We start from the raw sequence: 15,912 nt of genomic DNA, 5'->3' as shown, positions 1-15,912 counted from the left end.
TCGATAAAAAGATGGCGCGCAAATGCCCGCCGTTGCTCGGCTCTCCCCGAGACGCAACCCTTATCTGAACCCTCAAAAAAAGGCCGACCCGTAGGGGTCAGCCTGGAGTCCGCTGTAATGGAAGCGGCACACCTACACGGACGTTTCCTCGTCCTTAAGCGCCTCAAGAATCTGCCCCGCCAGCTTTTCGCCAATGGAGAGGGGGCGGAAATCCTCAATCGAGGCCTCCTTAATTTTCTTGAGTGAGCCGAAATGCTTCAGCAGCAGCTTCCGCCGCTTATCACCGATGCCCGGAATGGAGTCCAGCTTCGAGGTGACCATCGACTTGCCGCGCTGCTCGCGGTGGAAGGTGATCGCGAAGCGGTGGACTTCATCCTGGATACGCTGCAGCAGATAGAATTCCTGGCTGTCCCGCGCCAGCGGCACCGGCTCGGCAGAGTCGCCGATCAGCAGCTGGGCGGTTTTGTGCTTGTCATCCTTGACCAGACCGCAGACGGGGATGTAAAGACCGAGCTCGTTCTGCAGGATGTCGATAGCCGAGGAGATCTGCCCCTTCCCGCCGTCGACCACAATCAGATCAGGCTGCGGCAAATCTTCCTTCAGCACCCGCTCATAACGCCGCCGGATCACCTCGCGCATCGTTTCATAGTCATCCGGTCCCTGGACCGTGCGGACCTTGTATTTGCGGTATTCCTTCCGGGCAGGCTTGCCGTCAATGAATACCACCATCGCCGACACCGGATTGGTTCCCTGAATATTCGAGTTATCGAAGGCTTCTATCCGGCTGAGCGATTCCAGACCCAGGCTCTGGCCGAGGCTGAGGGCCGCTCCAGAGGTCCGTTCCTCGTCCCGTTCAATGAGACGGAACTTCTCGTCAAGCGCCACACGGCTGTTCTGGCAGGCCATGCCGACCATCTGCTTCTTGAGCCCGCGCTGCGGCACAAGCACCTTGACGTTCAGCCATTCCTGCAAGGCCGCCGCTCCTCCGGCCGCATCCACGGTGCCGGCTGCAGCAGCTTCGGCCGCTGCGGCTTCACGCTCTTCTGCATCCTCTGCCATATCCTGCGCCGTTACCTGACCAGTCTCCGCCGCAGCTTCATCAGCGGAGGCCGCCTCGGCAACAAGCGCTGTGAACGCACCCGCACCGGTCATCCCAATGTCACCGGAAGCCGTGGCCTGAGCCGGTTTATCCGTGTTTTCCTCCAGCTTATCCGGCAGCAGGATCTCCTGCGGCAACGCCGGATTGTCGCTGTAATACTGCGTCACATAAGACATAAAGTCACTGTATGCCTCTCCGTAGAACGGAAAAGCAGACGAATGGCGCTGAATCATTTTACCCTGCCGTATGTACAGAATCTGCACACACATCCAGCCTTTATCCACAGCATAGCCGAAGACGTCGCGGTCTTTGGTATCCGCAGTGTTGATCTTCTGCTTCTCCATCAGGGCATCAATGTGGATGATCTGGTCACGCAATTCCTTGGCCCGCTCGAAGTACAGCTCCTCTGCGGCTTCCTGCATCTTTTGCTGCAAATCCTTCTTAACCGCTTCATGGCCGCCCCCGAGAAAAGCGGCAATATTCTGCGTGATTTCCTCGTAGGCGGATTTGGGCACTTCCTTCTCGCAAGGTGCCAGGCACTGGCCCATATGATAATAGAGACAGACCTCTTTCGGCATTACTCCGCATTTGCGCAGCGGATACATCCGGTCCAGAAGCTTTTTTGTCTGATGGGCCGCATAAGCATTCGGATAGGGCCCGAAATATTTCGCTTTATCTTTAATCACCCGGCGCGTAACCTCAAGGCGCGGATGAGCTTCATTCGTTATTTTCAAATACGGGAACGTCTTGTCGTCCTTCAAAAGCACATTGTAACGCGGCATATGCTTCTTAATCAGGTTGCACTCCAGAATGAGCGCTTCCATATTGCTGGAGGTCACAATGTATTCAAAATCAACAATATTGGCGACAAGCCGCTGGGTTTTACCATTATGGCTGCCTGTAAAATAAGAGCGGACGCGGTTCTTCAGCACTTTGGCCTTGCCCACATAAATGATGGTGCCTTCTTCATTCTTCATCAGATAGCACCCGGGCAGGTCGGGCAGCAGTGCCAGCTTATTGCGGATATTATCGTTATAGTCCATGATTTCTCCCCCACCTAGACTTGGCTGCAGCTTATAAGGTAAGTTTAGCACACAAAGCGCCTCCGGATAAACCGGAGGCGCTTTGGCGATTGGGCCGAAAACGGCCCAAGTACAGCAGCATCAAATGAAATTATTGATGTTTAGCTACGATATTCTTAAGGGAATCCTTGGAGTTCAGTCCTACAACTTTATCCACAGGTTGGCCGTCTTTGAAGAAAATCAGCGTAGGAATGCTCATTACTCCAAAACGGGAAGCCGTTTCCGGATTCTCATCTACATTCAATTTAGCAATTTTAACGCTGTCTCCCAGCTCGGTGGACAATTCCTCCAGAATAGGGGCAAGCATTTTGCAAGGGCCGCACCAAGGTGCCCAGAAATCTACTACAACAGTACCTTGACCTTCCACTTCGCCGACGAAGGATTGGTCAGACACGTTCACGATAGCCATGATATTGTTCCTCCTTTAAGTTTTGCGAAGCAATATCCGCTTCTATAGCGTACGCTAGTTCGAGCGAATTCACTCCGAAATGTTAGCGGGATAAAAATGTTTCATGTAATATGATAACCAAATTACCATTTACCGACACATCAACAGTATAACATATATACAATGCTTTTGGGAAATGTTTTAGACAATTACATTGTATAAAATCTATTTTTTGTAAGAGAAACTCATCTTTACATCTCACCGCTGAGTTCGTATACTTGAGGAAAGCGCATTAATTGTCAATGACTTCTCTCACATGTATAACTGTAACCTATTTAAGTGCAGGCATGCAACCGCAAGGAGGAGCAAGCTATGGATGTCAATGCTAAGGTCCGGGACCCGCGGGAGCACTTCAATGAGGAGCCCCGCAACGATTTAGGTGATTTATTGGCCGGTTTTTTTGGAATGACGGGATTTATGACGCTTGTTTTCTTCGGAATGGTAATCGTCAAATTCATTCTCTCCGAATAGACAGGCAGGTTTTATCACAGCGCAAACCTCCAGCCTTTCCCACAAGGAAACGCTGGAGGTTTGTTTGCGTCAATCCGGTTTAGGGCCCAAGCGGAAACGGCTTTGCCGTCCTTTTTAAGGACTGTACCGTTTCAGCGGGAAATAGAAGGATAAGTTACCGTGTGAAACATATTAATTCATATATTTTCAAAAAAACAGCGGCGCCTTGGACTTAACGTCCCAGGTTGCCGCTGTTTGTATGTTTATTATAAAGCTGGCTCTTCGCCTTATCGGCCTGTTCCGCGCTGATTCTCCCCGTGCAGGGGAATAACCTCCACAAACGGAGCGATGCGGTCCATCAGCCGCTGGCCTTTGTAGAGCTCTTCGCCGTCCTTGCTGGTGAAGCTCAAATGCTTCTCCAGACCGTCCAGCGGATAATTTGAGGTATAGAAGGTAGGTTTACGGTTCATCCGGTAGTTGAGGATTGCCCCGAGCACATGGTCGCGTGCCCACGGATTCAGGTTCTCCGCACCGATGTCATCAAAAATAAGCAAATCGCAATTCTTCAGGGTATCGACGGTTTCCTTCAATTTCTGGCCGTCCAGCATAATCGACTTCAGATCCTCGATAAAATCGGGCATGTATACAATTACGCCGCTATACCCTGCAACCGCCAGCTCATGGAGCAGGTAACACATCAGGAACGTTTTGCCTGTTCCGAAAGTGCCGTGCAGGTAAATCCCCTGCGAAGTAAGTCCGTTTTCTTTGATTCTTTCAATATAATCAAATATTTTATTCACGGCTGAGGCCCTGCGCGGGTCCTTGCCCATAATATCCATCTCGTCATAACCGCCGTTCAGCACCCGTTCGTCTACATAGAAGCTGCGGATCCGTTTGCGGATGCTGTCCTGATTATCCTGTGCCACCTTAAGATTACAGGCTGTCTTGCGTTCATATAGATCCGACGAGCCGTTAACGGTCTCAACTGTAAGCTTGCTGTAGTGCCCGGGGAAATCGTTCGGGCATTTCTCCAGGCCGGGACAGTTTGCACAGTGGCGGCTCTCCTCGACATATTGATATAACCGGCTCAAGTGAACCTTGAGCCGCGACTCCTCCAGCTCCGGATGCTCAGCCTGCAGCTGCTTCACCAAAGGATGGTTCAGCAGATTCTGCTCAAGATCGCGCGAACGCTGGCGCAGAGCGGAATTGTTCATCGAACGCAGCACTTCGCCCATAGACTCCATTGCCATTTCCGCACCTCGCTTTCTTTACGGCGTCTTCGAAACGCCCTTTTTCTTACTGGCCTTAATCTCTGCAGCTTTCTTCATCATCGCCGCGAATTCCTCTTCCGATACGGTTCCGGCACTGCCGTCATCCAGCACCATCGGAATTTCCGGCTTGGCGGAGCGCCCGTTCTTCGCATAAGAACGCTGGCGTGTCCCGGACGCGCCGGTGGAGCCGGATGCCGCACCTTTGCCCTTGACCTTCGACTGGTCACGGATGTAGCGCACCGCCTTCTCATAAGTGTTCACCTGCTTCACCAGCATATTGGAGGCGATAGCCTCAACGAAATTGCGGTTCATCCGCTGATCGCCGCCCGAAGCCACCATCGTCATCAGATAGTGAATCAGCACATTGATGACTTCACCGCTGAGTTTGTAGTTCAGATCTATTTTCTCAAAAATATCCATCAGCTGGCCCGGCACCGCACCCGGAAAAAAGGTTTGCAGCAGTCGTGTATAAGGCTCGTTGCGCAGCATCATATTATATTGGTGAATATCGCATTTGGACATGAATTGCGGAGGAACCTCCACATAATATTCCATCTCAACCGACTGTTCCGGCGGAGCAATGGAATCATCGCCTTCCTCAGCCGCTGCTGAGCGCAGCGAGACTACCTTGGCCGCAGCGATCTCCCGTTTCTCCTGCCGCTTCATATCCTGGCGGAAATGCTGGCTCGCCTTGTATTGCAGCGTATCAAGAATGACCTCGCCGTCCGGCGTAAAGACCCCGTCCTCATCCAGCAGACGGCTTAAATCCTGGGGACTCAGCTCATACTTATGGGCCACATAATTAATGACACCCATCTGGGTATGATCAAAACGCAGCTTCTCAACATGAACCCGGTTGACCGATTCCCTGGGGAACCGCAAAATAATATCGCTGTAGCCGATGGCCGGCTCGCCGCTTTCGCGCGTCCCCGGCTGGCGGACTGTAGCTACCTCGGCCAGCGCCTGCTCCAGCTCATAATCTATCACATGGGTATTCAATTGAAAGATATCATAAAAGGGCAGGGAAATATTCTCTTTGCCAATCGACCGGCGGCTCCATTCCTCCGGCTCGCGGTTCCAGAACTGCTCGCGCAGCGACAGCACAGCGAATTTGCCGATCTTGTCCCGCAGGAGCAGCGTCAAATGCTGAGTTGCAAAAAAGTCAGCCGGCGACAGCGGCGGCAGCAGCTCGTATTCATACATATAATCCTCGGTTTCCCCTACATAGATCCGGCAGGTCTGAAGCAGCCCCACCGCTTCCAGCCGGGAAGCCTGATCCACTAAATATTTGCGGCCCTTCTCATTCGGTTCAACTCCAAGCGTCATAAACAGCCTGCGCTGCTGCTCCACTGTGGAGTAGCCGATTGCTTCAGCCGGAATATGTTCAAACAACAGCCTGTAAAGGCTGATTGCAAAGGCTCCGACCATCGGCTGATAGACCGAACCCAGCATACGTCCATCCACACTGCTTAGACCGAATTCGCGGGAAACGCAGTACCGATGATGTTCGGTGAAATGATGCAAGTTGCTCATACGCATCTGCGGATACCTCCCCCTTTTCTACACGAATTCATATAGATTTCTATTCTATCACAAAACACCCGGCCGGAAATGTAAAAAAAGAACCAAATAAGGCGCATTTCGCCGCATTATCGTCCCCTTATGAACACTTGCTGGCGATAGCGGGCAAAAAAGAAAAAACGGCCTGAGTGCAGCCGTTTCTGTGTGATGTAATCTTTATCAGAACATTTTATAGCCGCCAAGCCGCAGTTTCTGGATCGTCCAGCCGCTGAGCACCGCACCCGCAAGTCCGGCAATCCCCGTAAGATAATCCACAATATGAAAGGTGGACAAATGCTCCCAGAGCGTCATGGCGCTTCTATCCCAGATAGAATAAATTACGATCGGCAGAATGACAATCACGAACAGATATGCAGGAAACCAGGTGGTCTTCATTAACATATTGAGGATAAAGCCAATGCCGAACATCATGACAAAGAATAAAACGGCCAGAACCAACACAGGAATAAATCCCATCGTACCGCCATCCCCTCTCTCTATAAAGAACCGCACACTAAGCCTTAATTAATAGTAAGTTTACTAGAAAAAATGTAACGAAGCAATGAACATTATTGCAGCTCACGCTCCATTCAACTCAAATGCCGGTGTCAGGGTTTGCTCTGGGCCTCCCGCATGCGATACAATGCAAATAGATCAATCGGATCATACATAGAAGCGTATGCTTTCGAAGCTGGTTTTAAGCAAAGTTATTTCTACTTTTAAGGAGTGAGAACATGAACGAAGCCGCTTTGACACTGGAAGGCTGGTATGCACTGCATGACTTCCGCTCGCTGAACTGGACGGCCTGGACGGCTGCCGACGATGAAGAGCGTGCCGTTGCCCTGGAGGAGCTGCATGCTTTTATGCAGGAATGGGGCCCGGTTGAAGAAGCCAAGGAAGGAAGCTCCGCTGTATACGCCATTGTCGGCCAGAAGGCTGATTTCGTGATGATGTTTCTGCGCGAAAGCCTGGAAGCTTTGAATAGCCTTGAGACCGCCTTCAACAAAATCGCCTTTGCCCAATATACGACCAAGTCCTACTCTTACGTCAGTATTGTTGAACTTAGCAACTATGCTGCCGGCGGAAGCGCCGGGGATGGCAGTGATCCCATGCTGAATCCGCATGTGGCAGCCCGCCTGAAGCCGATTCTGCCGCAAGCCAAGCATATCTGCTTCTATCCGATGAACAAGAAACGCGAGCTTGCTGACAACTGGTACATGCTCGATATGGAGAAACGCCGTGAGCTTATGTATTCCCACGGCCTAATCGGACGCGGCTACGCCGGCAAGGTAAAACAGATTATTACCGGCTCCGTCGGTTTTGATGATTGGGAATGGGGCGTTACACTGTTCGCCGAGGATGCGCTTCAATTCAAGAAGCTGGTCTACGAAATGCGTTTCGACGAAGTCAGTGCCCGCTACGGTGAATTCGGCCCTTTCTATGTCGGCAATCTGCTGACTCCGGAGAGCTTCGAAGAGATGCTGAAGCTGTAATCCCGCGGACAGCCGCACACTGTATTTCATATCATGGCTTTTATGCCGGGTTCATAGAAACACACAAACAGACCGCAGCCTAACCGCTGCGGTCTGTTTGTGTGTTTGCTTTCTGTTACTGCCTATTTCATATACTGGAGCAGATTCATAATCATTTGTGCACTTTCGGCACGTGTACCGTTCTGCTTCGGCTCGAAGCGTCCTGCGGCACGACCCTGCAAAAGACCTAGGTGCACGGCCTCTTCAATAGCCGTCTTGGCCCATTTCGGAGCGTCTGCTGTATCGGCAAAAACTGCCGCAGTCGAGGCTGTGGTCACCTGTGTCTCCGCTGCATACCCGTAAGCGCGAATGAGCATAACTGCCATTTCCTGACGGGTAATTTCAGCTTCCGGCCCAAAGACGGAACCCGACAAACCGTTCACAATTCCGGCCTGCTGCGCCGCAGAAATTGCCTCTGCGTACCACTTGTCCGGCTGCACATCGGCAAACCCTGTAGCCGTATGCCCGCTGAGTCCCAGTGAACGCACCAGCATTGCTGTGAACTCTGCGCGGGTAACCGCCCGGTTCGGATCGAACCGTTCTCTAGACACTCCCTGCACAAGCTGTTTGGCAGACAGCTGCTTCACTGCACCGGTTGCCCAGTGCTCTGCAGGCAAATCACTAAAGCTTCTGTCGTAATGCAGAACGGCATATTTACTGAAATGGCTCACGGCTGCGCTCAGCCTGCCTTCGGTCCATCTACCGCCGGCATACACAAGCGCCCCGTCTTCTCCAATATAGTAAATACCCAGCAGCTCTTTATTCCCCTGTGGAATTGCCTCATAAGCAATAGTAACCGGTTGTGCAAATTGCGATAAGACATATTCCTGACCCTGCTTCGTTGTAAGGCTAAGCTTCCATTCCCTCACTTCACTTGCCGCTTCCAGCCGTGCTCCCGACATTTGCGCTGCACGGGTGATCAAGGCCTGTGCGCTATCGCTGCCAACCGCTTCAGCAGCCAATGAGATGGTGCTGCCAGGGATTGCTCCTTCGGGTACCTTGCTGCTTAATTCGGCGAGCACTCCGGCGGGAATCACCACGGACAAGGCGGCCGATTGGACTCTAAGCGGAGCCTTGCCAAGCAACTCACCGGCATTCCCTGGCAGGATCAATTCCGTCCAGGCTGGATCAGCCGTAATTACAACTTCCCCTTGCGCATTCCGCTCTCCGGATAACCGGGCAGCTGCAATCTCCACGACTCCGGGTTCCAGCGTTGCCGCAGCTGTCGGAGAAGGAGTAGGGGAGATCACCGCGCCAGGTGCCGGGGGTGAGCTCGGCATTGGTGTTGGCGTCGGTATCGGCGTCGGTATCGGCGTCGGTATCGGCGTTGGTACTGGCGTCGGCTCTTGTCCGGCAGCGGTCACCACCAGCCCGTACTCTGCACTCATCCCGTTATACTCCCCACGGACTTTTACTGTTCCTGCACTTAGCGCGTGTATTTCCCCAGACTCGCTAATTTCCGCCACTTTAGAATCAGAGGTTTCGAACAGAACCCCCTTGGCCAGCTTCACAAGGCTGCCGTCACTGTACACGGCTTGAACTACTGCAACGCCCTTGCTTCCCTGTTCCAGTGTTTCCGGGCCTTCAATCTTCAGACCGATCAACACTGGCGCACCGTCCGTTGACACCGTAAGTTTGTACTGGGCGGCCAGTTCTCTGTACGTTACCGAGATCACAGTTGAACCAACAGCATGCGCCTGAACCTGTCCTCGATCGTCAACCGTGGCCACATCAGTATTCTGGCTGGAATAACTCAGCCCTTCAACTACGGCTATCCGCTTTCCGGAGGCATACACAGCTTCAGTTACCGTCTGATCGGTATCTCCCGCCTGTAATACTTGCTTGCCTTGCAGAGAGAGCGACTCTAGAGCATCCACGTCTATCTTGCTCTCCGCATATATAGCAGGGTAGCCTTCAACGGCTGCCCTTACGACTGCCGTCCCCGGCTTAAGGGCGGTCACTAATCCGTAAGTATTAACCGTTACCGTGTTCTCCGGCTGCCCGGAAACAACAGACCAATGGATTTTTACCTTGGAGGCATTGGCAGGAAGCACCTGCGCATGCAGCTGCATACTTTGTCCAGGCTCAAGCAATGCTTCCGTACGGTCCAGTGTAACGGATTCCGGAGCCACTTTAGCAATGACCAGTTGATCAATCTCCTGTCCGTCAACCGTTCGGGCAGTGACGGTAATCCCGTCATTTTTTATTTCAACCGCAGTAAAGATTTGCTCGTCCTCGTCATAAATTTTCTCCTGCCAGAACCTTTCGGTCAGCGCATAGAATTTGGGACCGGATGATCCGCCGATGACATACCGGGTGCCCTCGCCTTCGGCAGCCTGCTGCCCTCCATTCATCGGATAGGAGCGCATATAGATGTGATCATGTCCGTTCATCACAAGATCTACTTTATGCTTGTCAAATACCGGCACCCAGACCTGCTGCACCCGTTCATTGGCATAGATGCTGCCGTAAGGTCCCTGATGGAAGAAAATGATCTTCCACTTCTTGTCCGTGGCTGACAGATCCTGATCGAGCCACTGGGCCTGCTCCTTATACTCCGCCTCGCCATGCTCCGTGTTCATCACCACAAAATGGGTGTCTTTGATATCAAATGAAAAATTTGTTCCCAGGGCACCCGCCGCACCGTTCTGCGGGTTATTGAACTGGGCCAGATAATCCCCGTCACCGTTCGTGCCCATCACTTCATGGTTCCCGATAATCGGCACAAGCGAAGTGTGCAGCAGCTGTTCCTGTGCAGCTCCGAACCACCAGTTCCACTGCTCCTGCTCGAAGCCCTTGTCGACCATATCTCCTGCATGCACAAGCATTTCCGCATCCGGCATGTACTGGAAAGCCTGCTGCGCAGTATTCTTCCATAGCTCGAAGCCTGCCTGCGAATCCGCCTGCGAATCTCCAATAAAGAGGAACTTGGTGGCTTCACGGTCTCCACCGCTCGTTACAAATGTACCCTGGGCACTTACATTCGCCGCTCCATCCCCCACCCGGTATACATAGGCCGTTCCCGGTTCAAGATTAGCCGCTTCCGCTTTATGCACACGCATCGTTCCGTCGTTATTGCTGTTGTAGATGGTGCTCGCGCCTTCAATTCTGAGCACGTTGCTGTCTTCAAAGCCGGTGAACTCAGCTTGCTTGACCAATTCAACTACACTGCCCTCCGTCTGCGGCTGAGTCTGCCAGGCAAAACGCCGGCTGGTATCGGCATCCTCACCCATGGTCACATTGATGTTGCGCGGGGCTGCTGTCCCGTCATAAGGCGCTACCTTAAACGTCATCACCGGACTATAGGCGTTGCCTTTTACCGCCTGCAGCTTGAACGTCCCTTCTGCTACAGTAGCGGACTTCGTGGTCAGCAGTCCATCCTCACCGGATACTTCCTCTGCTTCTACACCGTCGATCAGCAGTTCGGCTCCCTGGAAGGCCGCTCCCCCCTCCATTTCACTTACCGAGAAGGAAGCCGCCAGGCCTTTGGCGATCTCATAATGATTCCAGGTCAGCTTAAGCTGCGCCGTCACTGTACTTACAAGTGAAGCACCAATGAAGCTGATCGCCGTTCCGCTGCCCTCTGTCGAGGTGACAGAGCCGGAGGTATTCTCAATGGTCAGCGGTTTACTTAGCTGTCCTCCAAGCTGTTCCAATGTATAAGGCCCGATATAATCATTGCGGACCGTATATTGAATCTGGCCCAGAAGGTCGCTGTCTTCAAGCCCTGCTTCATGAATTCGGTTTAATTTCAGCAGCACTGTACCCTTGGCCGCGTCGATAACCGGTTCGAGCTGGCCTTCTGTCAGCTTGCTGCCTGCAATTACTTTTAGATCGCGGACAGCCGCAGGGTCAAAGGCAAAAGCAACTGAACCCTCCTTCAGCTTATCCGCCTTCTCCGCCGTTATATCCACAGTGTACGAATTCCCGGCGTATACAACCTCAGGCGTGACATATTTATAGAAGGGAGATCCCAGATTCACTGTGAAATACCATTCCTTAATCGTCTGATTGCCGCTGAGGTCGCGGATTGCAAGCTTCACCTTATGCCGGCCTTCCGCAAGCGGAAGCTTGGGCTTGTACGTAATTTGTCCCTTGGGAGGATAGAAGCCATGCTCTACGAGCTGGTCGTCAATAAATAACCGCACTTTTGAGGCATCGATTAAAGTAGTTCCCGGATGCGCAACCGGATCGTAGCCGGCATCCTCTCCGTTCACCGAAAGGGCCGGCGTTGCCGTCTTGACCATCTCATTAGCGCCAGGATACTCATTTTTAATGACCGGCGGTGTTTGGTCTTCTTCCAAGGGGCCATAGAGGGCACGGATATCATCCACATAAATGGCACCCTTTGTTTTTTTCAGATTGCTGGTCTCCATATAACGGACAGGCATATCCATCGACAACGGGGTTGTTTTACCTTTAGGCACCGCCACTTCGACATATTTCCAGCCTGTCCAATTCACACCGTTCACCTGATCAGTGTAATCTACCGGAACCGCGGCATTGTTGCCGTCGCGGATCTGGCCGCGCAGCCAGTGCTTCTGCCCGTCTCCATAGATCCACATACTGATTTTCTCCGGGTAACCCGGTATCTGAATCCTGTTCTCTACCGACGTTGCCGCGACATAAGCTCCTGAGGTGCCTGTTTTTCCAATAAAATCATATTCCAGCTTCAGCGCCCTGTCTCCGCTGCGGATAAAGTCCTGATCTGTCACTTCCTCCAGCGTTACGCTGTTGGCTGCCGCACTGGCTGCCTTATATTTGTCGATCCCCGCTTCAAAATTCTCCAGCATAACTGGCGGCAAACCGACATTCACTTCAAAGGAGGTTTCCACACTGCCATATTTCACGTAAATCCTACCATTTTTTCCGTTCTCATGGCTTGCCTGAAACCACCCGTTCTCATCCACCGTGCCAATTTCACCTTCTACACGCCACTCAAAGCTATGGTTGTCAGCCTGGATGGTCTGTCCGCCCCGCAGCGCCTTTACCGACAACTGAGCGGACTGGCCGGATGTGTATGTCTTGATTTCATCGGGGAATTTCAGCTCCGTCAGCGTTTCGACGACTTCAATCTCGCCTTCTCCCTGCGCATTCCCGGCTCCTGCGCTAATTTTGCCTACTCCGGCTGTAGAGCCGGCAGTAAAGACACCCTGTTCATTAATAGTCCCCAGAACCGGATCAACCTGCCAATTCAACGCCCCCGTGTACGCAGCAGGGTGGCCATTTTCATCCATGCCTGCAGCAGTGAAGGTAAAGCTGGAACCTTTCAAAATCCTCTCAGCATTCGGCTGGATCGCCAGCTTCGAGGCCACGGCCAATTCAGGAGCGGTGTTGACGAGCAGCAATCCGTTGCCGGTCTGCCGTTCAAAGCCGTCCGACCCCTGATTCAGCATCTTGACTCCATTCGTCCCCGGCATTCTCGCCACAAAGGTCGAAGATCCTCCCCCATCCAGATTCATGGCGTATACGACACCGAGATCCTTGAGGATTCTTGCCAGTTCCTCTGTTTCCACCCCTTCGCTGAACCCGGGAGAACGGCCGTCAATTTCAAAAAGCACCACACTGCCGTCTGCTTTCGTACCAATGGCTGTCCGCGGATGCACTCCTGACGGCCCTACGCCCGTTTGTACAACCCCGTCTTTGATTAGCGGTCCCTGCCCGCCGATTGCCAGTGCGACATCCTTCCATTCGCCCTTCAGTGCAAATGCGGCGGTGACTTCATCGCCGGGTGCCAATCCTTGCAAAACGGCCCTGGAGGCGCCATGTGCGGACAGCACCACCTTGCCTTGGGCAAGCGGAGTATCGCCTTGGCTTGTCCGGACCTCCGATACCTTCAGCTTCAGGGTTTGTCCGCTTTTGACTTCGCCTTCAGCGATATCCAGTACGATTTCATCGCCATCAGCAGTTGATTTCGTTGAGCTGTTATAATCCTTCGTATAGAGTACAAGCTGATCCGTATTCCGGTAACGGTTGATACTGTTCAGCGGCGTTGTTTTCCCGTTCAGCGTCACGCTCATTGACAGCTCCGGCTGTCCATAAATGGAGGTGCCATCCGCTTTTAACCCAAAAGCATATGAGCCTCCGCTGTTCAGGATAACCCCCTCATCCATAAACAGGCCATTCGGAACACCGGTGGCATAGCCGGATATTTCATAGAAATCACCGTTAATGCCTGCAATTACACGGTTACCCGGTGCATCCGCATACGTTGCCATACCTGTTACACCCTGCATTCCGTATACCTTGCCGTTTTTCGTTCCGGCCCGCAGCTGCAGCCCTGTATTCTGCGGATTGAACTCCACAGTATGTACTTTTTGCCGTCCTCTTTCATCTTTAATATCCATCCAGGTATAGATCGCACCCGGTGCCAACTCCGTCTTGCGCATATCCATAACCGTGCCGTATTCGCTGGCTGGCAGTTCAGCAATTGCAGCATTCGCCATTGCACCTGGCTGAAACATAGATAAGAGCAACAGAAAAATGATTGCCGGATTGAACTTTCGCAGATGTCTTTGCACTTCGTTATACCCTCCCAGTGGTTGTCGCATTATGTCTAAATTCGGACAATCTCATAGGGTACATCTTATGTGCTGAACATCAGGAGAGAATAAAATACGATAGGGTGTATTGTTAACACTGGCATGAATCTGTTAGTGCGCAGAAAAAAACGGAAAACTCCCCGTCACCGGAAGCTTTCCGTTTCATATTAGGCTTGTTGCTATTCGTCCGCGTCATCTTCCCGCAAGCTCTCCAGATATTCAGCCGTTGCCCGGTCGCGGGCCCGGCCCTTATCCTTCAGGCGTTCGATTGCCGGGAGAATGAGCACATCAATTTCCTTCTGGACATGATAAGCCAGATCATACCGGCTTTGATCCTCGAGATAGGAACCGGCCTCAATCAGGCCGTTATAGCGGTCCAGCTCTTCACGCGTCAACAGTCCGCGAACTTGCACGCTGCAGTGGCGCATCTTAAAGGAATCTTCCTTTTTTGAGCACCAGAGGGATGCCGCCGATAATGAACAGGTAACGCATATCCACAACCTTCTTCAGCTGCGCCGCGGTCCAGCCTTTGTACGTCTTATCGCCTACAACGGCAATGCCTTGTCCTTTTCCAAGGGAGGCTACGGTGCCTTTGTTGCTGAAGGAGAACTTCTTCGGCTGCTGGCTGCGGATCGCCGCCACCAGGTTAAATGCGCAACATTCGCCCTGCTGCATGGCAATTTGTGCAGTCGGCGGATACGGGCGTCCTTCCGGATTAATCATCAGGGAGCCGTCGCCAATAATAAAGATATTCTCATGTCCCGGTGCGCGCAGATATTCATCTATCTTCACACGTCCGCGCATCGCTTCAAAACCGGCTGCTTCGATCAGCCGGTTGCCGCGGATTCCGCCGGTCCAGACGATTGTGGAAGCCTTGATTTCCTCGCCGGTTGCGAGAATAACGCCATTCGGCAGACATTCCTTAATGGCTACTCCGATCTTGAAGGTTACCCCCTTCTTCGTAAGCACCGTCATCGCATGCTCAACCAGTTCAGGGGCAAAGCCCGGCAGCGCCGTCGGGGCCGCTTCCACGTTGTAGATATTCACCATACTAGGATCTACATCATATTCTTTGCACAGCGCAGGGATACGGTCAGCCAGCTCAGCTACAAATTCGATGCCGCTGAAACCCGCGCCGCCCACAACGAAATTAATATGCTCCTGTGCATTATTCTCATTCTTGTATTTGGCAAATTGATATTCGATATGCTCGCGGATCAGCCGTACCGAATTGATGCTGCGAATCGTCAGCGCATATTTATCAAGTCCCGGAATGCCGAACGTTTCAGGCTCGCCGCCTAGCGCAATCACAAGATAATCATACGAGAGCGTACCGTCCTCCAGAATGACTTTTTTCTGTTGGGTACGGATTTCCTGCACGGAAGATTTCACGAGATCAATCTTAAATTCATCAATCAGTTTGGAGATAGATACGCGTGTATGTTCAATGCTGTCCGTTCCCGCAGCAGGCATATGCAGGTGGGTAGTGAAATAGTGATACTCATGTCGGTTAACTAGCGTCACATCGGCTTCATTGTAATTCAAAGCCTTTTGCAGCCGCTGGGCAGTTAAAATACCTCCATATCCCGCGCCTAGGATAACGATTTTTGGAATACTGCTCATGTTCCGGCTCCTTCCAACAGGTAAATCTGTCTATGTGTTATTTTTTGTAAAAATATTTAGCGTTCTTTTGTGAATTTATACACTTAAATTCAGAAGAATTTCCAATTAAACTTAAAGGATTTCTAAAATAACCATATCCATTGTAAACCTTAGTATCGTTTTAATCAAATATAATCATGCAAAAAAACGTCACAATTTTCAGGTCATTTAAAGCCTTTGCAGGGTGGTCCCACAATGTTTATAATGAGTAAGTACCCTAGTATGGCAAATTGAATATATCAACTCGGAGGTGTAATATTACGTGA

The 15,912-nt window shown here is 51.9% G+C and carries 10 protein-coding genes; 2 read left to right on the top strand and 8 right to left on the bottom strand.

All coding sequences use genetic code 11. The features are described from left to right. Positions 1 to 132: 132 nt before the first annotated feature. A complete protein-coding gene (uvrC, locus tag AC3WT9_RS19575; RefSeq protein WP_492407803.1) occupies positions 133 to 2,142 on the bottom strand; it encodes an excinuclease ABC subunit UvrC in 2,010 nt (669 codons plus the stop codon). A 130-nt stretch (positions 2,143 to 2,272) separates the two neighbouring features. After that, entirely contained in the window at positions 2,273 to 2,590 is a 318-nt protein-coding gene (trxA, locus tag AC3WT9_RS19570) for a thioredoxin (protein WP_038596102.1), read from the bottom strand. 351 nt (positions 2,591 to 2,941) lie between these two features. On the opposite strand from trxA, the gene AC3WT9_RS19565 reads away from it, so the two are divergent. Then, positions 2,942 to 3,100 carry a YqzM family protein gene (locus AC3WT9_RS19565; protein WP_144024388.1) on the top strand — a complete coding sequence of 53 codons (159 nt, stop codon included), beginning with the start codon at positions 2,942 to 2,944 and terminating at the stop codon, positions 3,098 to 3,100. A 266-nt stretch (positions 3,101 to 3,366) separates the two neighbouring features. Here AC3WT9_RS19565 and dnaI read toward each other — a convergent pair whose 3' ends face one another. The 3 genes from dnaI to AC3WT9_RS19550 all read right to left on the bottom strand — a co-directional run bounded on the left by dnaI (position 3,367) and on the right by AC3WT9_RS19550 (position 6,387). Continuing rightward, positions 3,367 to 4,323, bottom strand: a complete 957-nt coding sequence (gene dnaI, locus AC3WT9_RS19560) for a primosomal protein DnaI (RefSeq protein ID WP_038600668.1) — start codon at positions 4,321 to 4,323, stop codon at positions 3,367 to 3,369. Between the two features lie 24 nt (positions 4,324 to 4,347). Next, positions 4,348 to 5,889 (bottom strand): replication initiation and membrane attachment family protein, encoded by a 1,542-nt coding sequence (locus AC3WT9_RS19555; RefSeq protein WP_038596104.1) that lies wholly within the window; start codon positions 5,887 to 5,889, stop codon positions 4,348 to 4,350. 201 nt (positions 5,890 to 6,090) lie between these two features. Continuing rightward, positions 6,091 to 6,387, bottom strand: a complete 297-nt coding sequence (locus tag AC3WT9_RS19550) for a YuiB family protein (protein ID WP_038596106.1) — start codon at positions 6,385 to 6,387, stop codon at positions 6,091 to 6,093. A 257-nt stretch (positions 6,388 to 6,644) separates the two neighbouring features. On the opposite strand from AC3WT9_RS19550, the gene hemQ reads away from it, so the two are divergent. Further along, on the top strand, positions 6,645 to 7,403 hold the full coding sequence (gene hemQ, locus AC3WT9_RS19545; RefSeq protein ID WP_038596109.1) for a hydrogen peroxide-dependent heme synthase: 759 nt from the start codon (positions 6,645 to 6,647) through the stop codon (positions 7,401 to 7,403). A gap of 122 nt (positions 7,404 to 7,525) precedes the next feature. Here hemQ and AC3WT9_RS19540 read toward each other — a convergent pair whose 3' ends face one another. The 3 genes from AC3WT9_RS19540 to AC3WT9_RS19530 form a co-directional block, all read right to left on the bottom strand. After that, positions 7,526 to 13,963, bottom strand: coding sequence for a phosphodiester glycosidase family protein (locus tag AC3WT9_RS19540; RefSeq protein WP_492407802.1), 6,438 nt, complete (start codon positions 13,961 to 13,963; stop codon positions 7,526 to 7,528). A 200-nt stretch (positions 13,964 to 14,163) separates the two neighbouring features. Next, positions 14,164 to 14,412, bottom strand: coding sequence for a hypothetical protein (locus tag AC3WT9_RS19535; protein ID WP_340896714.1), 249 nt, complete (start codon positions 14,410 to 14,412; stop codon positions 14,164 to 14,166). Position 14,413: 1 nt separating this feature from the next. Further along, the gene (locus tag AC3WT9_RS19530; protein ID WP_038596116.1) at positions 14,414 to 15,607 is read right to left on the bottom strand and encodes an NAD(P)/FAD-dependent oxidoreductase; all 1,194 of its coding nucleotides are present in this window, start codon (positions 15,605 to 15,607) and stop codon (positions 14,414 to 14,416) included. Positions 15,608 to 15,912 lie beyond the last annotated feature (305 nt).

The sequence above is a fragment of the Paenibacillus sp. EB106-06-01-XG199 genome, assembly GCF_058791575.1.
The sequence above is the reverse complement of the archived record's forward strand: the minus strand, read 5'-3'. Positions and strand labels throughout refer to the sequence as shown.

What these genes read in the sequence shown, in the direction of transcription:
- uvrC (WP_492407803.1), bottom strand. Translation starts at nt 2,142, where the DNA reads ATGGACTATAACGATAATATCCGCAATAAGCTGGCACTGCTGCCCGAC.
- trxA (WP_038596102.1), bottom strand. Translation starts at nt 2,590, where the DNA reads ATGGCTATCGTGAACGTGTCTGACCAATCCTTCGTCGGCGAAGTGGAA.
- AC3WT9_RS19565 (WP_144024388.1), top strand. Translation starts at nt 2,942, where the DNA reads ATGGATGTCAATGCTAAGGTCCGGGACCCGCGGGAGCACTTCAATGAG.
- dnaI (WP_038600668.1), bottom strand. Translation starts at nt 4,323, where the DNA reads ATGGAGTCTATGGGCGAAGTGCTGCGTTCGATGAACAATTCCGCTCTG.
- AC3WT9_RS19555 (WP_038596104.1), bottom strand. Translation starts at nt 5,889, where the DNA reads ATGCGTATGAGCAACTTGCATCATTTCACCGAACATCATCGGTACTGC.
- AC3WT9_RS19550 (WP_038596106.1), bottom strand. Translation starts at nt 6,387, where the DNA reads ATGGGATTTATTCCTGTGTTGGTTCTGGCCGTTTTATTCTTTGTCATG.
- hemQ (WP_038596109.1), top strand. Translation starts at nt 6,645, where the DNA reads ATGAACGAAGCCGCTTTGACACTGGAAGGCTGGTATGCACTGCATGAC.
- AC3WT9_RS19535 (WP_340896714.1), bottom strand. Translation starts at nt 14,412, where the DNA reads ATGCGCCACTGCAGCGTGCAAGTTCGCGGACTGTTGACGCGTGAAGAG.
- AC3WT9_RS19530 (WP_038596116.1), bottom strand. Translation starts at nt 15,607, where the DNA reads ATGAGCAGTATTCCAAAAATCGTTATCCTAGGCGCGGGATATGGAGGT.